The organism is Rhodococcus sp. T7, from assembly GCF_009872365.1.
Lineage (GTDB): Bacteria > Actinomycetota > Actinomycetes > Mycobacteriales > Mycobacteriaceae > Rhodococcus_F.
In genome coordinates this window covers 39095-55527 of sequence record NZ_WXYH01000333.1, presented here as the reverse complement: position 1 = coordinate 55527, position 16433 = coordinate 39095, and the positions used below count along the sequence as shown (strand labels likewise).

Annotated in this window: 16 protein-coding genes; 11 read left to right on the top strand and 5 right to left on the bottom strand. The window is 64.5% G+C overall.

Going from position 1 to position 16433, the window contains the following annotated elements; all coding sequences use genetic code 11:
* Window positions 1–5: 5 nt before the first annotated feature.
* The 4 genes from MLGJGCBP_RS29590 to MLGJGCBP_RS29575 all read right to left on the bottom strand — a co-directional run bounded on the left by MLGJGCBP_RS29590 (window position 6) and on the right by MLGJGCBP_RS29575 (window position 4927).
* Window positions 6–854: an alpha/beta fold hydrolase gene (locus tag MLGJGCBP_RS29590; protein ID WP_160100036.1), complete on the bottom strand. Its 849-nt coding sequence runs from the start codon at window positions 852–854 to the stop codon at window positions 6–8.
* 104 nt (window positions 855–958) lie between these two features.
* Window positions 959–2737: an AMP-binding protein gene (locus tag MLGJGCBP_RS29585; protein WP_160100034.1), complete on the bottom strand. Its 1779-nt coding sequence runs from the start codon at window positions 2735–2737 to the stop codon at window positions 959–961.
* A gap of 201 nt (window positions 2738–2938) precedes the next feature.
* Window positions 2939–4000 carry an extradiol ring-cleavage dioxygenase gene (locus tag MLGJGCBP_RS29580; RefSeq protein WP_160100032.1) on the bottom strand — a complete coding sequence of 354 codons (1062 nt, stop codon included), beginning with the start codon at window positions 3998–4000 and terminating at the stop codon, window positions 2939–2941.
* A 120-nt stretch (window positions 4001–4120) separates the two neighbouring features.
* The gene (locus MLGJGCBP_RS29575) at window positions 4121–4927 is read right to left on the bottom strand and encodes an IclR family transcriptional regulator (protein WP_236581436.1); all 807 of its coding nucleotides are present in this window, start codon (window positions 4925–4927) and stop codon (window positions 4121–4123) included.
* Between the two features lie 231 nt (window positions 4928–5158).
* Here MLGJGCBP_RS29575 and MLGJGCBP_RS29570 point away from each other — a divergent pair, with 231 nt between their 5' ends.
* The 9 genes from MLGJGCBP_RS29570 to MLGJGCBP_RS29530 all read left to right on the top strand — a co-directional run bounded on the left by MLGJGCBP_RS29570 (window position 5159) and on the right by MLGJGCBP_RS29530 (window position 13202).
* On the top strand, window positions 5159–6223 hold the full coding sequence (locus MLGJGCBP_RS29570) for an amidohydrolase family protein (protein WP_160100030.1): 1065 nt from the start codon (window positions 5159–5161) through the stop codon (window positions 6221–6223).
* The gene (locus MLGJGCBP_RS29565; protein ID WP_160100028.1) at window positions 6210–7193 is read left to right on the top strand and encodes an alpha/beta fold hydrolase; all 984 of its coding nucleotides are present in this window, start codon (window positions 6210–6212) and stop codon (window positions 7191–7193) included. Before MLGJGCBP_RS29570 ends, MLGJGCBP_RS29565 begins: the two co-directional genes overlap by 14 nt.
* Window positions 7194–7280: 87 nt before the next feature.
* The gene (locus MLGJGCBP_RS29560; RefSeq protein ID WP_160100026.1) at window positions 7281–8516 is read left to right on the top strand and encodes an MFS transporter; all 1236 of its coding nucleotides are present in this window, start codon (window positions 7281–7283) and stop codon (window positions 8514–8516) included.
* A 78-nt stretch (window positions 8517–8594) separates the two neighbouring features.
* The gene (locus tag MLGJGCBP_RS29555) at window positions 8595–9794 is read left to right on the top strand and encodes an NAD(P)/FAD-dependent oxidoreductase (protein ID WP_160100197.1); all 1200 of its coding nucleotides are present in this window, start codon (window positions 8595–8597) and stop codon (window positions 9792–9794) included.
* Between the two features lie 11 nt (window positions 9795–9805).
* Complete coding sequence (locus MLGJGCBP_RS29550; protein WP_087560812.1) at window positions 9806–10084, top strand: hypothetical protein; 279 nt, start codon at window positions 9806–9808, stop codon at window positions 10082–10084.
* Between the two features lie 41 nt (window positions 10085–10125).
* Window positions 10126–11439 (top strand): aromatic ring-hydroxylating oxygenase subunit alpha, encoded by a 1314-nt coding sequence (locus MLGJGCBP_RS29545; RefSeq protein ID WP_160100024.1) that lies wholly within the window; start codon window positions 10126–10128, stop codon window positions 11437–11439.
* Between the two features lie 56 nt (window positions 11440–11495).
* Window positions 11496–11999 carry an aromatic-ring-hydroxylating dioxygenase subunit beta gene (locus tag MLGJGCBP_RS29540; protein WP_160100022.1) on the top strand — a complete coding sequence of 168 codons (504 nt, stop codon included), beginning with the start codon at window positions 11496–11498 and terminating at the stop codon, window positions 11997–11999.
* A 43-nt stretch (window positions 12000–12042) separates the two neighbouring features.
* Entirely contained in the window at window positions 12043–12378 is a 336-nt protein-coding gene (locus MLGJGCBP_RS29535) for a non-heme iron oxygenase ferredoxin subunit (RefSeq protein ID WP_087560809.1), read from the top strand.
* A gap of 41 nt (window positions 12379–12419) precedes the next feature.
* Window positions 12420–13202 (top strand): SDR family NAD(P)-dependent oxidoreductase, encoded by a 783-nt coding sequence (locus MLGJGCBP_RS29530; protein WP_160100020.1) that lies wholly within the window; start codon window positions 12420–12422, stop codon window positions 13200–13202.
* Between the two features lie 15 nt (window positions 13203–13217).
* Here the strand turns inward: MLGJGCBP_RS29530 and MLGJGCBP_RS29525 are convergent, their stop codons facing one another.
* A complete protein-coding gene (locus MLGJGCBP_RS29525; protein ID WP_160100018.1) occupies window positions 13218–14441 on the bottom strand; it encodes a lipase family protein in 1224 nt (407 codons plus the stop codon).
* Between the two features lie 281 nt (window positions 14442–14722).
* Here MLGJGCBP_RS29525 and MLGJGCBP_RS29520 point away from each other — a divergent pair, with 281 nt between their 5' ends.
* Both MLGJGCBP_RS29520 and MLGJGCBP_RS29515 read left to right on the top strand, forming a co-directional pair.
* Entirely contained in the window at window positions 14723–16045 is a 1323-nt protein-coding gene (locus tag MLGJGCBP_RS29520; protein WP_087560806.1) for a cytochrome P450, read from the top strand.
* Window positions 16046–16114: 69 nt separating this feature from the next.
* Window positions 16115–16432, top strand: coding sequence for a 2Fe-2S iron-sulfur cluster-binding protein (locus MLGJGCBP_RS29515; RefSeq protein WP_087560805.1), 318 nt, complete (start codon window positions 16115–16117; stop codon window positions 16430–16432).
* The last annotated feature ends 1 nt before the right edge of the window (window position 16433 follow it).

Genomic DNA, 16433 nt, shown 5'->3' with positions numbered 1-16433 from the left:
TCACGCTAACCCCGCCTGCTATCGGCACGCAGGAAGTTTGCGACCAGCTCGTTGAATTCTGCGGCTCGTTCGATCTGCGTCCAGTGCCCGCAGCGAGCGAAAATGTGCAGGTCCGCGTCCTGTAGCAGGTGCAGCATGGTCCAGGAGACCTCCGGCGGCACTACCTTGTCCTCCCGGCCGTGAATCAGCAACGAGGGCGTACGGATCGACCGTGTCTGCTCCTCGGTGATGCTCAGCTCATTACCTTTGTGCCGGGGATCGAAGAACATCGCGCGGTAGGCGTCGAAGGTCTCCACACTCGCCGCGTAGCGGATGCGGACCAGTTCGTCCGTGATTATGGACGGATCGACCGCAAAGTAGTCGAGCAGCAGCGCCCGCATGTTGTCGAGTGAGGGTTCGTAGGCGCGCAGTGCCTTCAGTCCGTCGGTCAGGGTCATGCCCACGCCCGGCGAGCCCATCAGGACCATGCGCGAGACCCGATCCGGATGACGGTCGGCGATGTCGAGTGAGATCCGTCCGCCCAGCGAATTGCCGACCAGCGAAACCCGGTCGAGTTCCAGCGCGTCCAGCAGGCCCAAGACATGGTCGCTCCACGTACTCAGCGAGTACACGACGTCGTCGGGACGCGACGTCTCCCCGTAGCCGACAATGTCCGGTGCAATGATCCGGAAATGCTCGGCAAGCCCGGGAATTGTGTGCTGCCAGTTCGCGAGGCCCGAAACACCGGGACCGGACCCGTGCAGCAGCACAACGGGATCGCCGCTGCCGGCCTCGAGATAGAACGTGTCGATCGGCGCTGCAGTGAGGCCCGACACGGCCACGCGTCGGCCCTGGGCGATGTCAGTGGTTGTCATCAGAATTCCTATCTCGCCTGTTCGGCGGTCTCGCGGGTGTGTGTCTCGGAACTGCCGAATACAACGGCGAAGCATTTCATCGGTGTCGTCCGCGGAACTCGAGCTCAGGCCCGCAGTTCCGGGAACTGGTCGTCGCGCCACTCCTCTGCACCGGCGGTACCTGACTCCTCGCGTCCGCGCAGGTCCACGCGCCGGATCTTGCCGGAGATCGTCTTGGGCAGCTCGGCGAACTCCAGGCGGCGTAGGCGCTGGTACGGGGCGAGGTTCTCGCGGGCATGCCGGAGGATGGCGAGCGCCGTCTCGCGCGTCGGCTCGTGGCCTGGCGCGAGGCTGACATAGGCCTTCGGGACGGCCAGGCGGAGCCGGTCGGGTGCCGGCACGACCGCGGCCTCGGCGACCGCCGGATGCTCGATCAACACACTCTCGAGTTCGAACGGTGAGATCTTGTAGTCGCTGGCCTTGAACACGTCGTCGGTGCGCCCGACGTAGAAGATGTAACCGTCCGCGTCACGGCTTGCGACGTCGCCGGTGTGGTAGTAGCCACCCGCCATCGCCTCGGCGTTGCGTTCCGGATCGTCCTGGTAGCCGGTCATCAAGCTCATCGGCCGCCGTGCGAGATCGACACAGATTTCGCCCTCGCCGACGCCGTCGACCCGCGCCCCGGTCACCGGGTCGACCAGCACGATCGGCACGCCGGGCAGCGGCAGGCCCATCGAGCCGGGCTTGACCGGCATCTCGGGTACATTTCCGATGGCCAGCGGTAGCTCCGTCTGGCCGAATCCGTCACGGATCGTCAACCCCCACTGCCGCCGGACCTGTTCCATCACTTCAGGATTGAGCGGTTCTCCCGCAGAGAGGAGCTCACGGAGCTCCCCGGGGCCACCGGAGAGGTCCGCTTTGATCAGCATCCGCCACACCGTCGGCGGAGCGCAGAACGTGGTCACCCCGGCCCGGCGAATCTGTGCGAGCAGCGAGGCGGGATCGAAGCGTGAGTAGTTGTAGACGAAGATCGTGGCCTCGGCGATCCACGGGGCGAAGAAGCAGCTCCAGGCGTGTTTTGCCCAGCCCGGCGAACTAATGTTCAAGTGCACGTCACCGGGTGCCGCCGCGATCCAGAACGACGTGGCGAGATGCCCGAGCGGATAGGACACTTGGGTGTGCTCGACGAGTTTCGGCCGACTGGTGGTGCCGGAAGTGAAATACAGGAGTTGCGGATCATGAGGGGCGGTGTCCGGATGTGCTGCCGGTGGCGCGTCCAGCGCGTACGCTCCCCTGAAGTTCACCCAGTCAGTGGGTACGGCAACTTCGTCACCGACCGCGAAACGCGTGTAGCCGCCCGGTATCTCGTCGAACTTGGCGGCGTCGGCGACGTTGGCGATAACGTGACGCGCACCACCGCGACCGATGCGGTCGGCGAGATCGGCGGGGCCGAGTGCGGTCGTCGTGGGCAGAATGACCGCACCCAGCTTCATGACCGCAAGCATCGCCTCCCACAGCTCGACTTGATTGTTCAGCATGAGGACGACGTGGTCCCCCTTTGCGACCCCGTTCCCGGCGAGGTGGGCGGCTACCTGGTCCGAGCGCCGTGCAAGTTCGTCGTAGGTGTACTTCGCCTCGGATCCGTCTTCCTCCACGATCCACAGCGCCACCCCGGTGTTCCCCCGAGCGATTGCGTCAAACCAGTCCACGGCCCAGTTGAACCGTTCCCCGAGGTCCGGCCAGGTGAATTCGTCGACTGCCGCGCGGTAGTCGCGACCGAGACTCAGTAACAGGTCTCGGGCAGCACGGTAGACCTCGGTCGCCCCGCGAGGGGCGGGGCGGTCGGCCGAATCGGGATTCTCGGTGACACGGGACGCGTCGTCGACGCGGGAGACGCCGGTCATGGCTTACCGTCTTTCTGGGCTCGCATCCGAAGATGTGGGAATGATAATTGTCCCCGCCGGAAGGCGTAGGGGGGCAGGGAATCTCTCAGGCATGCTGCTGCCGCCGTTCACTCTGATCACGCGACCTGTGACGAACCCAGACGCGGGGTTCAGCAGATCGGCGACAGCACCGGCGACTGGCTGGCCGGCTCGGACAGCTCACTACGAGTACACGGCAAATGCCTTGTTGGAGTTGAAAACATCGGTCACGACAAGATCCGACCACTCCCGGTGCAGGCCGAGTTCCTCGACCGCACCGAGCATGCAGAACCAGTTCAGGATCTCGTGCTGGCCGGCGTCGACGACTTCTGCGCTGGTGTAGTTGCGCATCAGCGCGAAGTCGTCTTCGAGCAGCGCCTTGTAGATGCGCATGTCGGCCTCGGTATCCGGACGAATGTGCCACAACTTGTCCGCCAAGAATGCGTGCGACCAGCTCGAGGAGGCGACGAACGCCACCCGGAGATCGTGGTCGCGGAAATGCTGCGCGACCGCTCGACCCACTTGGAAACACCGTGCCGGTGTCGGGCCTGAGGGGTCGAGTACCTCCGACTCGATGTCGGCGAATCTCGCCAATCCGCCCTGTCGTGCGATGGCATGCTGCCCATAGCAATTGACGGTCATCGGGATGAACGGATAGGACATCTGCGCGCCGGCGTTGTCGTAGTCGAGGAACAGCTGCGTATTGAGGATGGCGTGCGGGAAATGTGCACCGGCACGCTTCTTGTACGAGTAGGCCATGTCGAATCCGCGCTCGATCAGGCCGTCGGCGAGTTGTTTCGCCCCCAGTGCGTCACCGTGCATCACGATCTCGAAGTCATCCGGTTTGCCCCAGAAATTCGGGCTACCCCGCTCGTTCATCACCTCGAAGGCGGGCACGTCGAGATCGCCGTAGGCGAGCACGCAGAACGGTGGGACCACCTCCTCGCGGAAGTTCTCGTACTGGTCGTCGCCCCACACCACGACCACGTCGGGAGCGAACTCGTCGATCGCCTGCCGGACCCGCGCCAGATCCGCGACCAGTTCCGCACGATGCGCACCGGCGGCGGCCGTGCCGCCGTCATCCGACCACTCGCGACGCATGCGGTCCGGCCAGTTGGCAGGGTCCTTCTCCTCGGCGGGGATGCCCGGGTCCGTGAGCGTCCATCGCAGGAGGCCCGCCATGTGCTCGTCGGTTCCCGCCAACAACGGGTAATGGGTGATGCCGCAGGCGAGGAACTCTCCCATGGGCCGTCCTTTCTGAGGTGACGCCTCGGGCGCCGTCACATGCGCCGGGCGGATCGCTCCCCCATCGTGTGACCCTCCGGTGCCGGACGCACAGCAAGTTCCAGTGTCCGGAACACGGAGTCAGTCGTCGAACGGAAAGAGATCTGCTCTGCCCTGGGAGAGCATCTGGGCGGTATCGCGGCTGATGCGGTGGGCGGTCAGTTTGACGGCATTGATCATCGACTCGCTTACCTGCTTCGACGTGTCGAACTGAACGGCGATCGCACCCATCGGCCTGCCCTTGATGAGGACGGGCGCGGCAATGTTGCCCAGGCCGAGGACCACGCCGTCCTTCTGGATCGCCGCCCCCGACACCCGCACGCGCTTCAATTCCTCATGGATCTGCACCGGATCCGTCACGGACCTGGGCGTCAGTCCGACGAGAGGACCCGCAAGCAGTTCGGTGAGCTCGTTCTCCGGGAGGTATGCCATCATCGCCCGGCCCATCGCGGACAGGTGTGCGGGGATTCGTGTTCCCACCTCGCCGATGGGCCGTTCGTGGTCTACGGCGAAGAGTGCCTGCAGCACGACGACCTCGTTGCCCCTGAGGACGCCGAAGTGCACCGATTCCTTCGACCACGCCTGCAACTGGGCCAGATGTGGCAACGCGACCTCGCGCATACCGTCCACCGGCATGGAGGAAACCAGCTGCAGCAGTCGGATGCCGAGGCGATACCCCGCACCGTGCTCCTCGATCACATCCAGCTCGCCCAACCGCTGCAGCAATCTGTGGACCGTCGACTTCGGTAAGCCTGTTTTGCGGCTGATCTGTGTCAGGGTCAGAACCCGATCACGTTCGTTGAACGCTCCGATGACCACGAACGCCTTCGCCAGAATGGAGGGAGGCGCGCCCTCCGCACCACCGACGTCGTGTTTGTCATCCGCCATGTGCATTATCCGGGCCTCCGCACTCTCCGCTCCACCGACCCATCGGAAATCCCACTGTAACGGCGGTCACAACACGCCCGGTATTCAGGGTACGGGTTTCACCGGACGGTTCCAGCCCCTGGAACAGCCACGGCGGCGAGCGCAGTGAGGCCCCTAGCGTTCCGGAGGTCCGGCCTAACCGACGAGTGGGCACGGAGACGAATTTTCGGATGCACGCACAAGGAGGCCCTCGTGGTTCCACCCGGCACCATCGACGTGCATGCGCACCATTTCCCGCGTGACGCTCCTCCCGCCGACGTCATGGCCGGGTTTCCGCGCGCACCTCGACTGGTTGTCGACTCGGCGGCGACAGGACGCCTGGTCCGCGGAACCGAGGATTTCCGCACCGTCCGGCGTGCCCTCTGGGATGTGCAGGCACGCCTGGAAGACATGGATCGTGCGGGCGTGGCGATTCAGGCAATTTCTCCCGTTCCCGTCACACTCGAATACGGAGCGCCGGCAGCACCGTTCGCCTCGTACTGCCGCTGGATCAACGAATCCGTTGCCCGCGCAGTACAAGACGGCGGGGGCAGGCTCGTCGGGGTGGGAACCGTTCCGCTCGGATCACCGCGAGAGTGCCTGTCCGAACTTCATCACCTGTCCGCCGATCTGGGATTGCGCGCCGTCGAGATCGGCACGCGAATCGATGGAATGGAATTGGACGATCCGGCATTGGAGTACTTCTTCGACGCTGCCGACAGCCTCGGACTCGCAGTGCTGGTTCATCCCGTGGACGGTGGTGGCGGCGCGGTCCGCCGTTCCGGATTCACCTACGACTTCGGACTGGGCATGACCTCGGATACCGCACTTGCCGCGACGGCTCTCGTCTTCGGCGGAGTTCTCGACCGCCATCGAGGACTCCGCATCGCCTTGGTCCATGGCTGCGGCACTTTCCCCTGGGCGTACCCGAGACTGCGCCTCGGCGCACAGATTGCCGGTACGCACCTACCCGAGGAGTTGGACCACCTCGTATCGCGGCTCTACGCAGACACGTTGGTATTCGACCCGGCGCATCTGCCGGTACTGGTTCACCGCTTCGGTGTGGACAGGATCCTCCTCGGCAGCGACCATCCGTTCATCTCGGGCCAACCCGAAGCCGGATTGGCGGAGTTGCTCTCTGCCTCAGCTGATTTACCGCCCGGGACGGTACCGAGAATCCTCCGCGACAACGCACTCGAGTTCCTCGGACTGCCATCCGGAGAGCTCGTCACCGACCACTCGTCACCGACAAAGGAAGACCATTATGGCACTCACTGATGAAAACCTCGTCGACGTTCCCGGCATGGCCAGCCGATGGGTTCGCCTCGCGAACGGCGCCCGCGCACACTACATGACTGCCGGCACCTCGGGACCCGCAGTGGTCCTGCTCCACGGCGGCCTGCCGGGCTCCTCAGGGCTTGCGGGATGGCGTTTCCTGGCACCCTACCTCGCGGAAAACGGCTTCCGGGTGTACTGCCCCGACATGCCGGGCTTCGGTCTGTCGGACACGAGGGAGGAATACTGGCCGGACGGCATGGAAACCTTCGTCGATTTCATCGACCAGTTCGCCACCGCACTGTGTCTGGACCAGTTCCACCTCGCGGGCAACTCCATGGGTTGTATGAATACGGTCAACTACACGGTCGCCCACCCGGACAAGGTCAAGAGCTTCGTTCTCATCGCCGGAGATGTCGGCGACGTGGTCCCGGAGCACCTGACACCCCCGGCGGGCGAGTTCCGTCTCACGGCCTACGACGGCACCCGCGAGGGAATGCGCACGATGATGGAGGCGATCATCCATCGCGGCGAGGCGATCAGTGAAGATCTGATCGACATGCGTTACCTCTCTGCGAGGGACCGGATGGACGCACACGCGAAGTTCTGGCCCAGTCTGTTGCAGTACCGCCGCATCACGGACTGGACGGACGAGAATCGCGCCGCCCGTCTGGTGACGAAGGGGCGTCTGGACCGGCTGACCACTCCCGGGCTCTACCTTTACGGCCGACAGGACATCCTGACGCCGGTCGAGTGGGGGTACGTCCAGGAGGATCACCTGCCCAACGTGCAGTTCTTCTACCCCGACGAGTGCGGGCACCAGGGCCAGACCGACCGTCCGGACCTGTTCAACCCGGTGTTCCTCGAGTTCTTCCGGGACGGGAAGGTCTCCGGCGACCTCGCGGACGCCGCCGGTGTCTCCGATCGCCGGCCCGAACTGCCGCTGGTCGATCGCTCCCTGGTCTCTGCCTGATTTTCCCACCGATGGCCGACTCCGGATCTCAGGATTCGGTGTCGGCCTTTCGGCGTTTCCCGCCCTCGCGAACCTAGGACGTGTTCGATGGCTCTACCGCAGACTGCTTCGACCGGCGAATCACCAAACCCCACGGCCGACCCGCAGCGATCCGGTCGTCAGGACTGGACCTGGCTTGCGGTCTGCTCTGCGATGTTCGTGGTGGCGTGGGGTGGCAATCAGTTCACTCCGTTGCTGACCATGTACCGGACGGAGCGCGGGTTCAGCGAACTCGCCGTGAATACCCTGCTGTTCGCGTACGTGGTCGGTTTGATTCCCTCTCTCCTGCTCTCGCATCGGCTCGCGGAGCGCCGCGGCATCCGGGGTCCCCTCGTCCTGGCCGTGCCATTGAGCGCACTGGGTTCGATTCTGGTCGCAGTCGGGTCGCACGACCCCGCGCTGATGTTCGCCGGACGAATGTCGACCGGCGTGGCGCTGGGTATCGGGATGGTGGTCGGTGGGCTGTCGCTCGACTCGCTGTCGACAGAGCCTGGCCGCGCTCCGCGAGCGTCGGCGATGAGCCTGACGAGTGGCTTCGCGATGGGTGCGGCCGCGTCGGGCGCCCTCGCCCAGTGGGCTCCCGCTCCGACCGTCGCGCCGTTCGTCCTGCACACGGCGCTCTGCGTCGTCGGCGCGGTGCTGATCGCAAGGTCCGCGCCGGGTCCAGCACGCACCCTGTCGCCACCGTCGGAGAGGATTCGAACGCCACTCCCCGTCGAATTCCACCTCCTCGTGATTCCTGCAGCCCCATGGATCTTCGGAGCACTGGGTATCGCGTACGCAATCCTCCCGTCCATCGTGGCTACGCAACTGGACGGCTTTTCCTCCGCATTCTCGGGGCTGCTGTGTCTGCTCAGCTTGGGACTGGGTTTCCTCGCGCAACGTTTCGTGGGGACCACGACTCGGCGATCGGGTTCGGCGCGGGTGATCGGCGTGGTGCTCGTCGTAGCGGGCACGCTCGCCGCCGCCTGGGCAGCAGCTACCGAGTCGGTCTGGGTGGTGGTCGCCGCCGCATCCGTGCTGGGTATCGGCTACGGGCTGACGTTGGTCGGATGCTTGCGCGATTGCGAGCGATTGGCCCCGGCCGGCCGGTTGGGAACCATGACCGGCCGGGTCTACTGTCTCGGCTACCTGGGATTCGGACTGCCGACCGCGATCGCCTGGCTTCACGGTTCGTTCGCCATCGGCACGACGGCAACGTTGTTGTGTGTCGCCGCAGCGGCCGTAGCAACCAACTCGGCAGGAGCGGCCGTTCTGTCCATCGCACGGCGGAGGCAGAACTAGCCCGCGCCCTCGCGACGGGTGTTCCAGCGGCCGGAACCGCGCACACCCGGGAGGCGGCGGATGATTACGTTCACCATTATGTCCATCCTGATCGTCGGCGCCTCTGTTGCAGGCACTCGAACAGCAATCGCTCTGCGACAGCGCGGTTTTGCCGGGCCCATCACGCTCGTGGAGAGCGAGCAGCACTGGCCCTACGACAAACCGCCGCTGTCCAAGGACCTCCTGGCCGAAGGCCACACTCCGGAGGTCCCGCGACTCCTGACACCCGAACTCGCGGCCGAACTCGACCTCGATGTCCGCCTGGGCGTGCGCGCCACCGCGCTGGATCCGGCACGGCAGGTCGTGGTCACTCACACCGGCGAGGAAATCTCCTACGAGCGGTTGGTGATCGCGACGGGCGCCCGGGCCCGGAGCTTGCCGGTGCCCCCGGGTCTGACCGGCGTGCACACGCTCCGAACACTCGACGATTCGACAGCGCTGCGCGACGCACTCGCCGGCAAACCACGCGTGGCGGTGGTGGGTGCGGGGTTCATCGGTGCCGAATTCGCCTCCGCGGCGAGACTCCGCGGTCTCGACGTCACCGTCATCGAGGCGCTTGCCGTCCCGATGAGTCCGATCCTCGGTGACGAGGTAGGACGTGAGGTCTCCTCGATTCACGCGCTCAACGGCACCGAACTCGTCACCGAAGCACGTGTCGAGCGATTCCTCGGTAGCGCGCGCGTCGAAGGTGTTGCGCTCGCCGACGGAAGAGCGGTGCCCGCCGACCTCGTTGTCGTCGGGGTCGGTGCAACACCGAACACGCACTGGCTCGAGGGCAGCGGATTGCCCGTCGACCACGACGGCGTGCACTGCACCGAGCGCTACGAGATCCCCGGTTTCCCGTCGATCTTCGCCATCGGCGACCTCGCCGTTCGCCCGCATCCGCTGCTCGGCGTCCGGGCTCGGATCGAGCACTGGACCAGCGCGGGCGAGCAGGCCGATGCGGTTGCCTCGATTTTGACCGGCGCCGAACCGCCTGCACCGCAGCTTCCCTACGTGTGGTCGGACCAGTACGGCTCCCGCATCCAGATCGTCGGGAGGCCCTCGCTCGGCGAACTCGCTCATCGAGAGGGTTCGATGGCGGAGGGGTATTTCCGCGCCGTCTACGTCGACACCGACGAGAACCCGATAGCCCAGGTCAGCGTCAACAACGCGAAAGCTGTCGCTGCGTTTCGCAAGATCTACCGGCGCGGTGGGAGTCTCACGGACCTCGTCGGCGAACAGACACCCGCCCGATAAGGAAGGCAACCATGCGTCACATTCAGCATTTCAAGGGTGGTCCGGACAAGATACTTCACATCGAGTCCGAGGGCTGCAAGATCAACGTGATCATCGGGACCCACGACCTGAGCAACGAGGTCTTCACGACCGTGGAAATCCTGCCTGCCGAGCCGGACGACGACGGCCGGAACTGGATGACGATCGGCCCGACTGCCGTGCTGGTGGTGCCCGCCACCGGTTCCGACCCCGACAGCTGGCTCTTCCGGGACCTGGCCACGTCCAAACCCGACGTCGCAGACCATCGCTAACTCATGCCGCCGCAGCCGCACTCATCAGAACGGATCACTCCATGACTGCAGAGCAATTCATCATCGACGACCGCGAGAACAACCTCTTCCGGGTCAACCGTGAAGCTTTCACCTCCGAGGAGGTGTTGGACCGCGAGCGCAAGGAGATCTTCGGCAAGACGTGGCTCTATGTGGGACACGAGTCCGAGATCCCGGGCAAGAACGATTTCCAGACGCGTGACGTCGGCGGGCGGCCGGTGATCTTCAACCGCGACCGCCACGGTGACGTGCGGGTGCTGCTCAATACCTGTCTGCATCGCGGCTCCTCCGTGTGCAGGCACTCCTCGGGCAACGCCAAGATCTTCACGTGCTTCTATCACGGCTGGGCGTATCGGAACTCGGGCGAGTTGGTCAATGTTCCCGGCAACGAGGACTACAAGACCGAGCCGGCGACCGTGTACAAGGGTCTGCAGTCCCCGGCGCAGGTCGACTCCTATCGCGGGCTCTACTTCGTCAACTTCGACGCCGACGCGCCCGACCTGCTGACGTACCTCGGCGACGCCCGCTACTTCATCGACCTCGCGGCCGATCAGTCTCCCGAAGGCATCGCGATTCTGGAGGGCACCCACAAGTACTCACTGAAGGCGAACTGGAAGCTCCTCGTCGAGAACAGCATCGACGGATATCACGCGAAGTCCGTGCATCACACGTACTTCGAGATGATGATGGAATTGGGTGCCACGCCTCCGATGCTGGGCCAGGACACCGTCAACGGGGTCGGTCCCGCCGGCATGGGCACAGAGTTCCCCAACGGCCACGCCACCTTGATGTACCCGGCCAACGGACTTCCCCTGGCCACAGACGGTGTCAAACAAACTCTCGCCGACTTGCGATCACAGGCCGAACAGAACTTCGGCGAAAACTACGCCAACGCTGCGTTCGGTCTTGCCCGGAATTCGGTGTTCTTTCCCAGCATGATCCTGATCGACCTCAGCTTCGGGTTGACGTTACGCACCTTCTACCCGGTGAGTCCCTCCGAAACCCTCGTCACCGGCTGGCAGATCATCCCCAAGGGTGTCGACGAAGAATTCGTCAAATACCGCATCAATAATGCACTCACCTTCTGGGGCCCGGCAGGACTGGCAACCCCCGACGACGTCGAGGCGCTCGAACAGGCTCAGAAGGGGTTCGGGGCACGCAACGAGATCGCCTGGTCCGACGTGTCGAAAGGTATGGGCAAGCCGGTACCGGCCGCCAACGACGAACTTCAAATGCGGTCGTGGTGGCGAGAATGGAACAGGCGCATCACCGGAGAACAACTCCCCACCGAGGGCACGCCTTTCGTTCCTTTCGACAAGCAAGGTGTCGACGCCTGACCTCGCTCGTTCACACCGAATAATCCACAATCCAGTCATCACAGAAGGACATCGGTATGACTTCCGTGTCAGCGACACCGTCCATCACCACTCGAAGCGCAGTAGAGGATTTCCTTTTCCACGAGGCCGCCCTGATCGATCGATGGCGGCTCGAGGAGTGGCTCGACCTGTTCACCCTGGACTGCACGTACGAGGTGCCGGCCACCGACCGGCCGGACGCCGATCCAGGTCTTACCTGGTCGCTCATCCATGACGGCCGCACGATGCTCGAGCAGCGCGTGATTCGCCTCAAGAAGCCGGAAGCGCACGCCGAGTTTCCGCACTCACAGACCAGTCGGATCGTCGGTAACGTGCGCATTCTGAGCGAGTCCGACGAAAGCATCTCCGTCACCGCCAATTTCATCATCAACCGCGCCAAGGCCGGAAAGTTCGACACGTACGTGGGCCGCTACGACTACGACCTGGTACCGCAAGGTTCCTCCTTCCTGATCCGCCGCAAGCGAGCTGTCCTGGCCCACGACATGCTCGATCCTCAAGGCAAGATCAGTTTCATCATCTGAACTGTCACCCGCACCGAATTCACGCATCACGAGAGGGCCGATCATGGCACCAGAAATATCAACCGCAGCACTGATCTTCGCGTGCAACGAGGACGATCTGGCTGACGGTGAAACCCTTCGGCTGGAGGCGGATGGCGGGATCGCCGTCTATCGCGTCGACGGCGAGTTCTACGCCACCTCCGATTCCTGCAGTCACGAGAAGTGGTCGCTGGGTGAAGAGGGCGAACTCGAGGGCCACGAGGTGCTCTGCACACTCCATATGGCCCGGTTCGACGTCCGCACCGGAGCACCCCTGTGCTTTCCCGCTGTGCTGGCGTTGAAGAAGTACCGCACGGTGGTGACCGGCGGCCGGGTGTACGTAGCACCGAACGAAGACTGAACACGATCGCGTCGAGCACCAGCGGAAGGTAGTACCACCACATGAACAGGTTCAAAGGCCGGACCGCGGTTGTCACCGGGGCCGGCAGCGGCATCGGCCGGGCCATCGCCGTCCGACTCGCAGACGAAGGAGCCGACCTCGTCCTCGGGGACCTCAGCGCGGACGCGGTCGAGGCGGTGGCAGACCATCTTCGGCCCGGTAGTGCGGCATCGGTGACCACCGTTGTAGGAGACCTGTCGCAACGCGAAGATGCCGCCGAACTCGTCCGGCGGACGGTCACCGAACGCGGCGCAATCGACGTCCTCGTGAACTGCGCGGGCGGTGGTGTCATTCTTCCCACGTTCGATCACACCGAGGAAACACTGCGGGCCACCGTCGACCGCAACCTGTGGACGACCCTGTACACCACCCTCGAAGCACTTCCCCACATGGTGGACGCCGGCTACGGCCGGATCGTCCACATCGGTGCAGAATCCGTGCGCAACGGTCTGTACCGGCACGCGATCTACAACGCTGCCAAGGGAGGAGTCCATGCCTTCGGGACCGGGCTCGCCCGCGAGTTCGCAGATTCCGGCATCACCGTCAACACTGTCGCCCCCGCCTGGGTCGAGACACCGGAGGCGGCGGCGAAGTTGGCGGCCGCAACCCCCGAAGTCAAGGAGGACATGGCGGTATTCGGGGCCCAGATGCGCAACCTCATTCCGATGAACCGCCCCGGAACTGTCGAGGAAGTCGCAGCCGCAGTCGCCTTCGTCGCTTCGGAGGAGGCGTCCTACGTCACCGGTCAGGTGATCAGCGTGAACGGTGGCAGCTCGATGCTGTAAGTTGCTGCGGATGCGTTATCGGCAGTCGTCGATGGCGGGCTCGCCGGCGAATCGTGCTGCGAGGAAGTCGATCGCACCCTGTGCACCGGAGATCAACGTGGTGTTGTGGCTCCCGCCCGGAGGTCGAACCACCTGAACGGTGCTGCCGGCAGCGCAGGCCCGGCGGACGTACTCGTCGGGGACCGCGACGGGTACCAGTTCGTCCCCGCTCGCGTGATAGCTGTAGATCGGTGCCCTCGTCCCGACTGCCGTGGGGCTGTTCTCGGCGAGGGCCTCCCGCAACGAAGGAACGTCGAAGGGCCGCGGGTCGACGGTGTAGTCGTGCAGCGACCGGAATGCGTGGTTCGCAATGAGTTCGACGGTGCAATCCGCACTACTCGCCTGCATGGCCGCCCGGCCTTCCGCGGTGAACAGCTCACTCAGCCGATCCTCGGGATAGGCACGGTCGATTCCGATCAGGCCCCCGAAGGTGAGTCCGAACCCGTACCCGCCGTCGACGTTCCGCATGGCCGCCTCGAGATCGGCGGGCAACCCGCCCAGAGCTATTCCGTCCAGTCGCAGTTCGGGGGCATGCGCGGACTGAAGCTGAGCGGCCCACGCCGTGGCGAACGCACCGCCGGAATATCCCCACAATCCCGTGGGCGCGTCGGCGTCGAGTCCCGCCGGCGCGAAGTGCTTCGCGGCGCGGATTCCGTCGAGAACCGCATATCCCGACTGCGGACCGGCGAGGAATTCGGACTGCGGACCCTCGTAGTCGGCGGTGACGACCGCCCACCCGCGGGACAGCAGATACGCGATCATCACCGACTCGGTCGCGGCGTTCGAGGTCGCGGCTCCGAGCCCGGCGGTGAGAGCGTAGGACGGTGCGCACCGGGAACCGAGGCTGTCCTCCGCGGTCTGATACGAGACGAGTGGACGGAGACCATTGCCTGTCCACGGAGTTCGCGGGACCAGAATCGTGGCCACGTCTGCGACCGGGGCCCGCTGGGAGTCGACGGACTTGTAGAGCACCTGCCAGGAGTCGACCGGGAGCGGCACGCTCAACGCCGTCGCTGCCACCGGCCGTGACCGGAGGATCGTCCCCGCCGGCGCCGCCTCGTAGCCGGCCGGAGCTTGGTAGAACGCATCCTCGGCGGGAAGGGGAAGGTCGGCTGACGCCGTACCGGCTCCAACTACCAGGCTCGCACTCGCCGCTGTCACCACCGCAGCCAGAATCAACGACCATAGCCTCGCCCGCACAGGATGCTCCTCTCGTGTGGCAACCCATACGACCGGTATTCTGCCACTAAATACGGTCGAAGTGTAGATATTGTCCAACCAAAGCGGGATCGAGTCGACCGCACTGCAGGCCCGCACGCGCAAGCGCCACTCACCCCCTCCGAAGCGGGATCAAAACACCTCATCCGGGTGACGTACCAACCTCCACGATGCATGAGACTCGAGTCACAGCACTCGAGGACGTGGGCGCAATGCCCGGGCGTCTCGGCGCTGTTCAGCCCACACGAGAGAGAAGGTAGACCATGACGACGGTCGAATCCGCTGACACCGCAACAATTCCCGACGAAATAGCCCGGCAGATCGTTCTTCCCGAGGGACACAGCGACGACGCGAAGCTATACGAGGCCTACCGGTGGCTGCGCGAGAATCAGCCTCTCGCGCAGGCGCGAGTAGAGGGATACGACGCACTCTGGCTCGTCAGTAAGCACTCGGATCTGATGGAGATCGAACGGCAGCCGGAGATTTTCAGCGCAGGCGGCGGCGACAACAAGGGCTCGCACAACCCCATTCTCAGCAACCAGGCCGGGGACGAGTTCACCAAGAAACTCACCGGCGGAAGTCTTCGCATCCTGGACGCGTTGCCCTACCTCGACCCCCCGGAGCACACCACGATCAAGGACGTCGCCTTCGACTGGTTCCGGCCGGCCAACCTCAAGAAGTGGGAAGACCGCATCCGTGAGACCGCAAGGGAATCCGTTGCGCGCCTCGTCGCCGGAAGCCAAGATCTGGATGCCGTCCACGAGTTCGCGGTGTTCTTCCCCCTGCACGTCATCATGTCGCTTTTCGGCGTTCCCGTGGAAGACGAACCGCGCATGATGGCCCTGACCCAGGACCTCTTCGGTGTCGCTGACCCCGATGCGGCGCGCGAGGACGTCGAGGCACTGTCACCCGACGCTGCAGCACAGCAATGGGCCGCAGCGATTTCAGACTTCTACGCCTACTTCGATGTTCTCGTCGAAAGCAGGCGCGCTGAGCCGCGTGACGACCTGGCGACTCTCATCGCCGGCGCGAAGGACGCGAACGGTGAATACTTCGCGAAGACATTTGCGTACGGGTGGTTCGTCGCCATCGCCACCGCGGGGCACGACACCACGGCGAGTACGCTCGCGGGTTGCCTGCAGCAATTGGCCGCCCGCCCGGACATTCTCGATCGAGTGCGCGGCGATCTCAGCCTGGTTCCTCACCTGGTGAACGAGGCATTGCGCATCGTGTCTCCGGTCAAACAGTTCACCCGCGTCGCCCTTACCGACTACGAACTGCGTGGACGCACCATCAAGGCGGGCGACCGGCTGATGCTGCTGTTCCAGTCCGGCAACCGCGATGCCGAGGTCTTCGACAACCCCGACATCTTCGACATCGACCGCCGCCCGAACAAGCAGATCGCTTTCGGATACGGACCGCACATGTGCATCGGGCAGCATCTCGCGAAGCTCGAGATGAAGGTCATGCTCGAAGAGTTGCTCCCCAAGCTCCGACGTGTCGAGGTGACCGGTGCACCGAAGATGATCCAGACGAACTTCGTCGGCGGACTTCGACGCCTTCCCGTCCACCTCACTTTCGCCTGACCCGGTGATGCGCCGAGTCCGGAATGACGCTCGGCGCATCGCCTTCGAGCAAGAAAGCACTACGAAACCATGCCGAAAGTTACCTACCATCTGCCGGACGGCACGACCCGGCAGATCGACGTCGACCCCGGCGAAACGATCATGAATGCATCGCTTCGCAACAACCTCCCCGGCATCGTCGCCGAATGCGGCGGCAGTTGCGCCTGCGCAACCTGTCACGTCCATCTTCCGCAGGAGCACGCTCACCACTTCGCCGAGCCGACCGACGAGGAGGCGGATCTGATCGCCTATCTCGACGCAGCGGACGATGATTCCCGACTGTCCTGCCAGCTCGTCATCGGCAACAGCGACGACGAGATCCACGTCCGCGTCGCAGACAGCAGGTGAG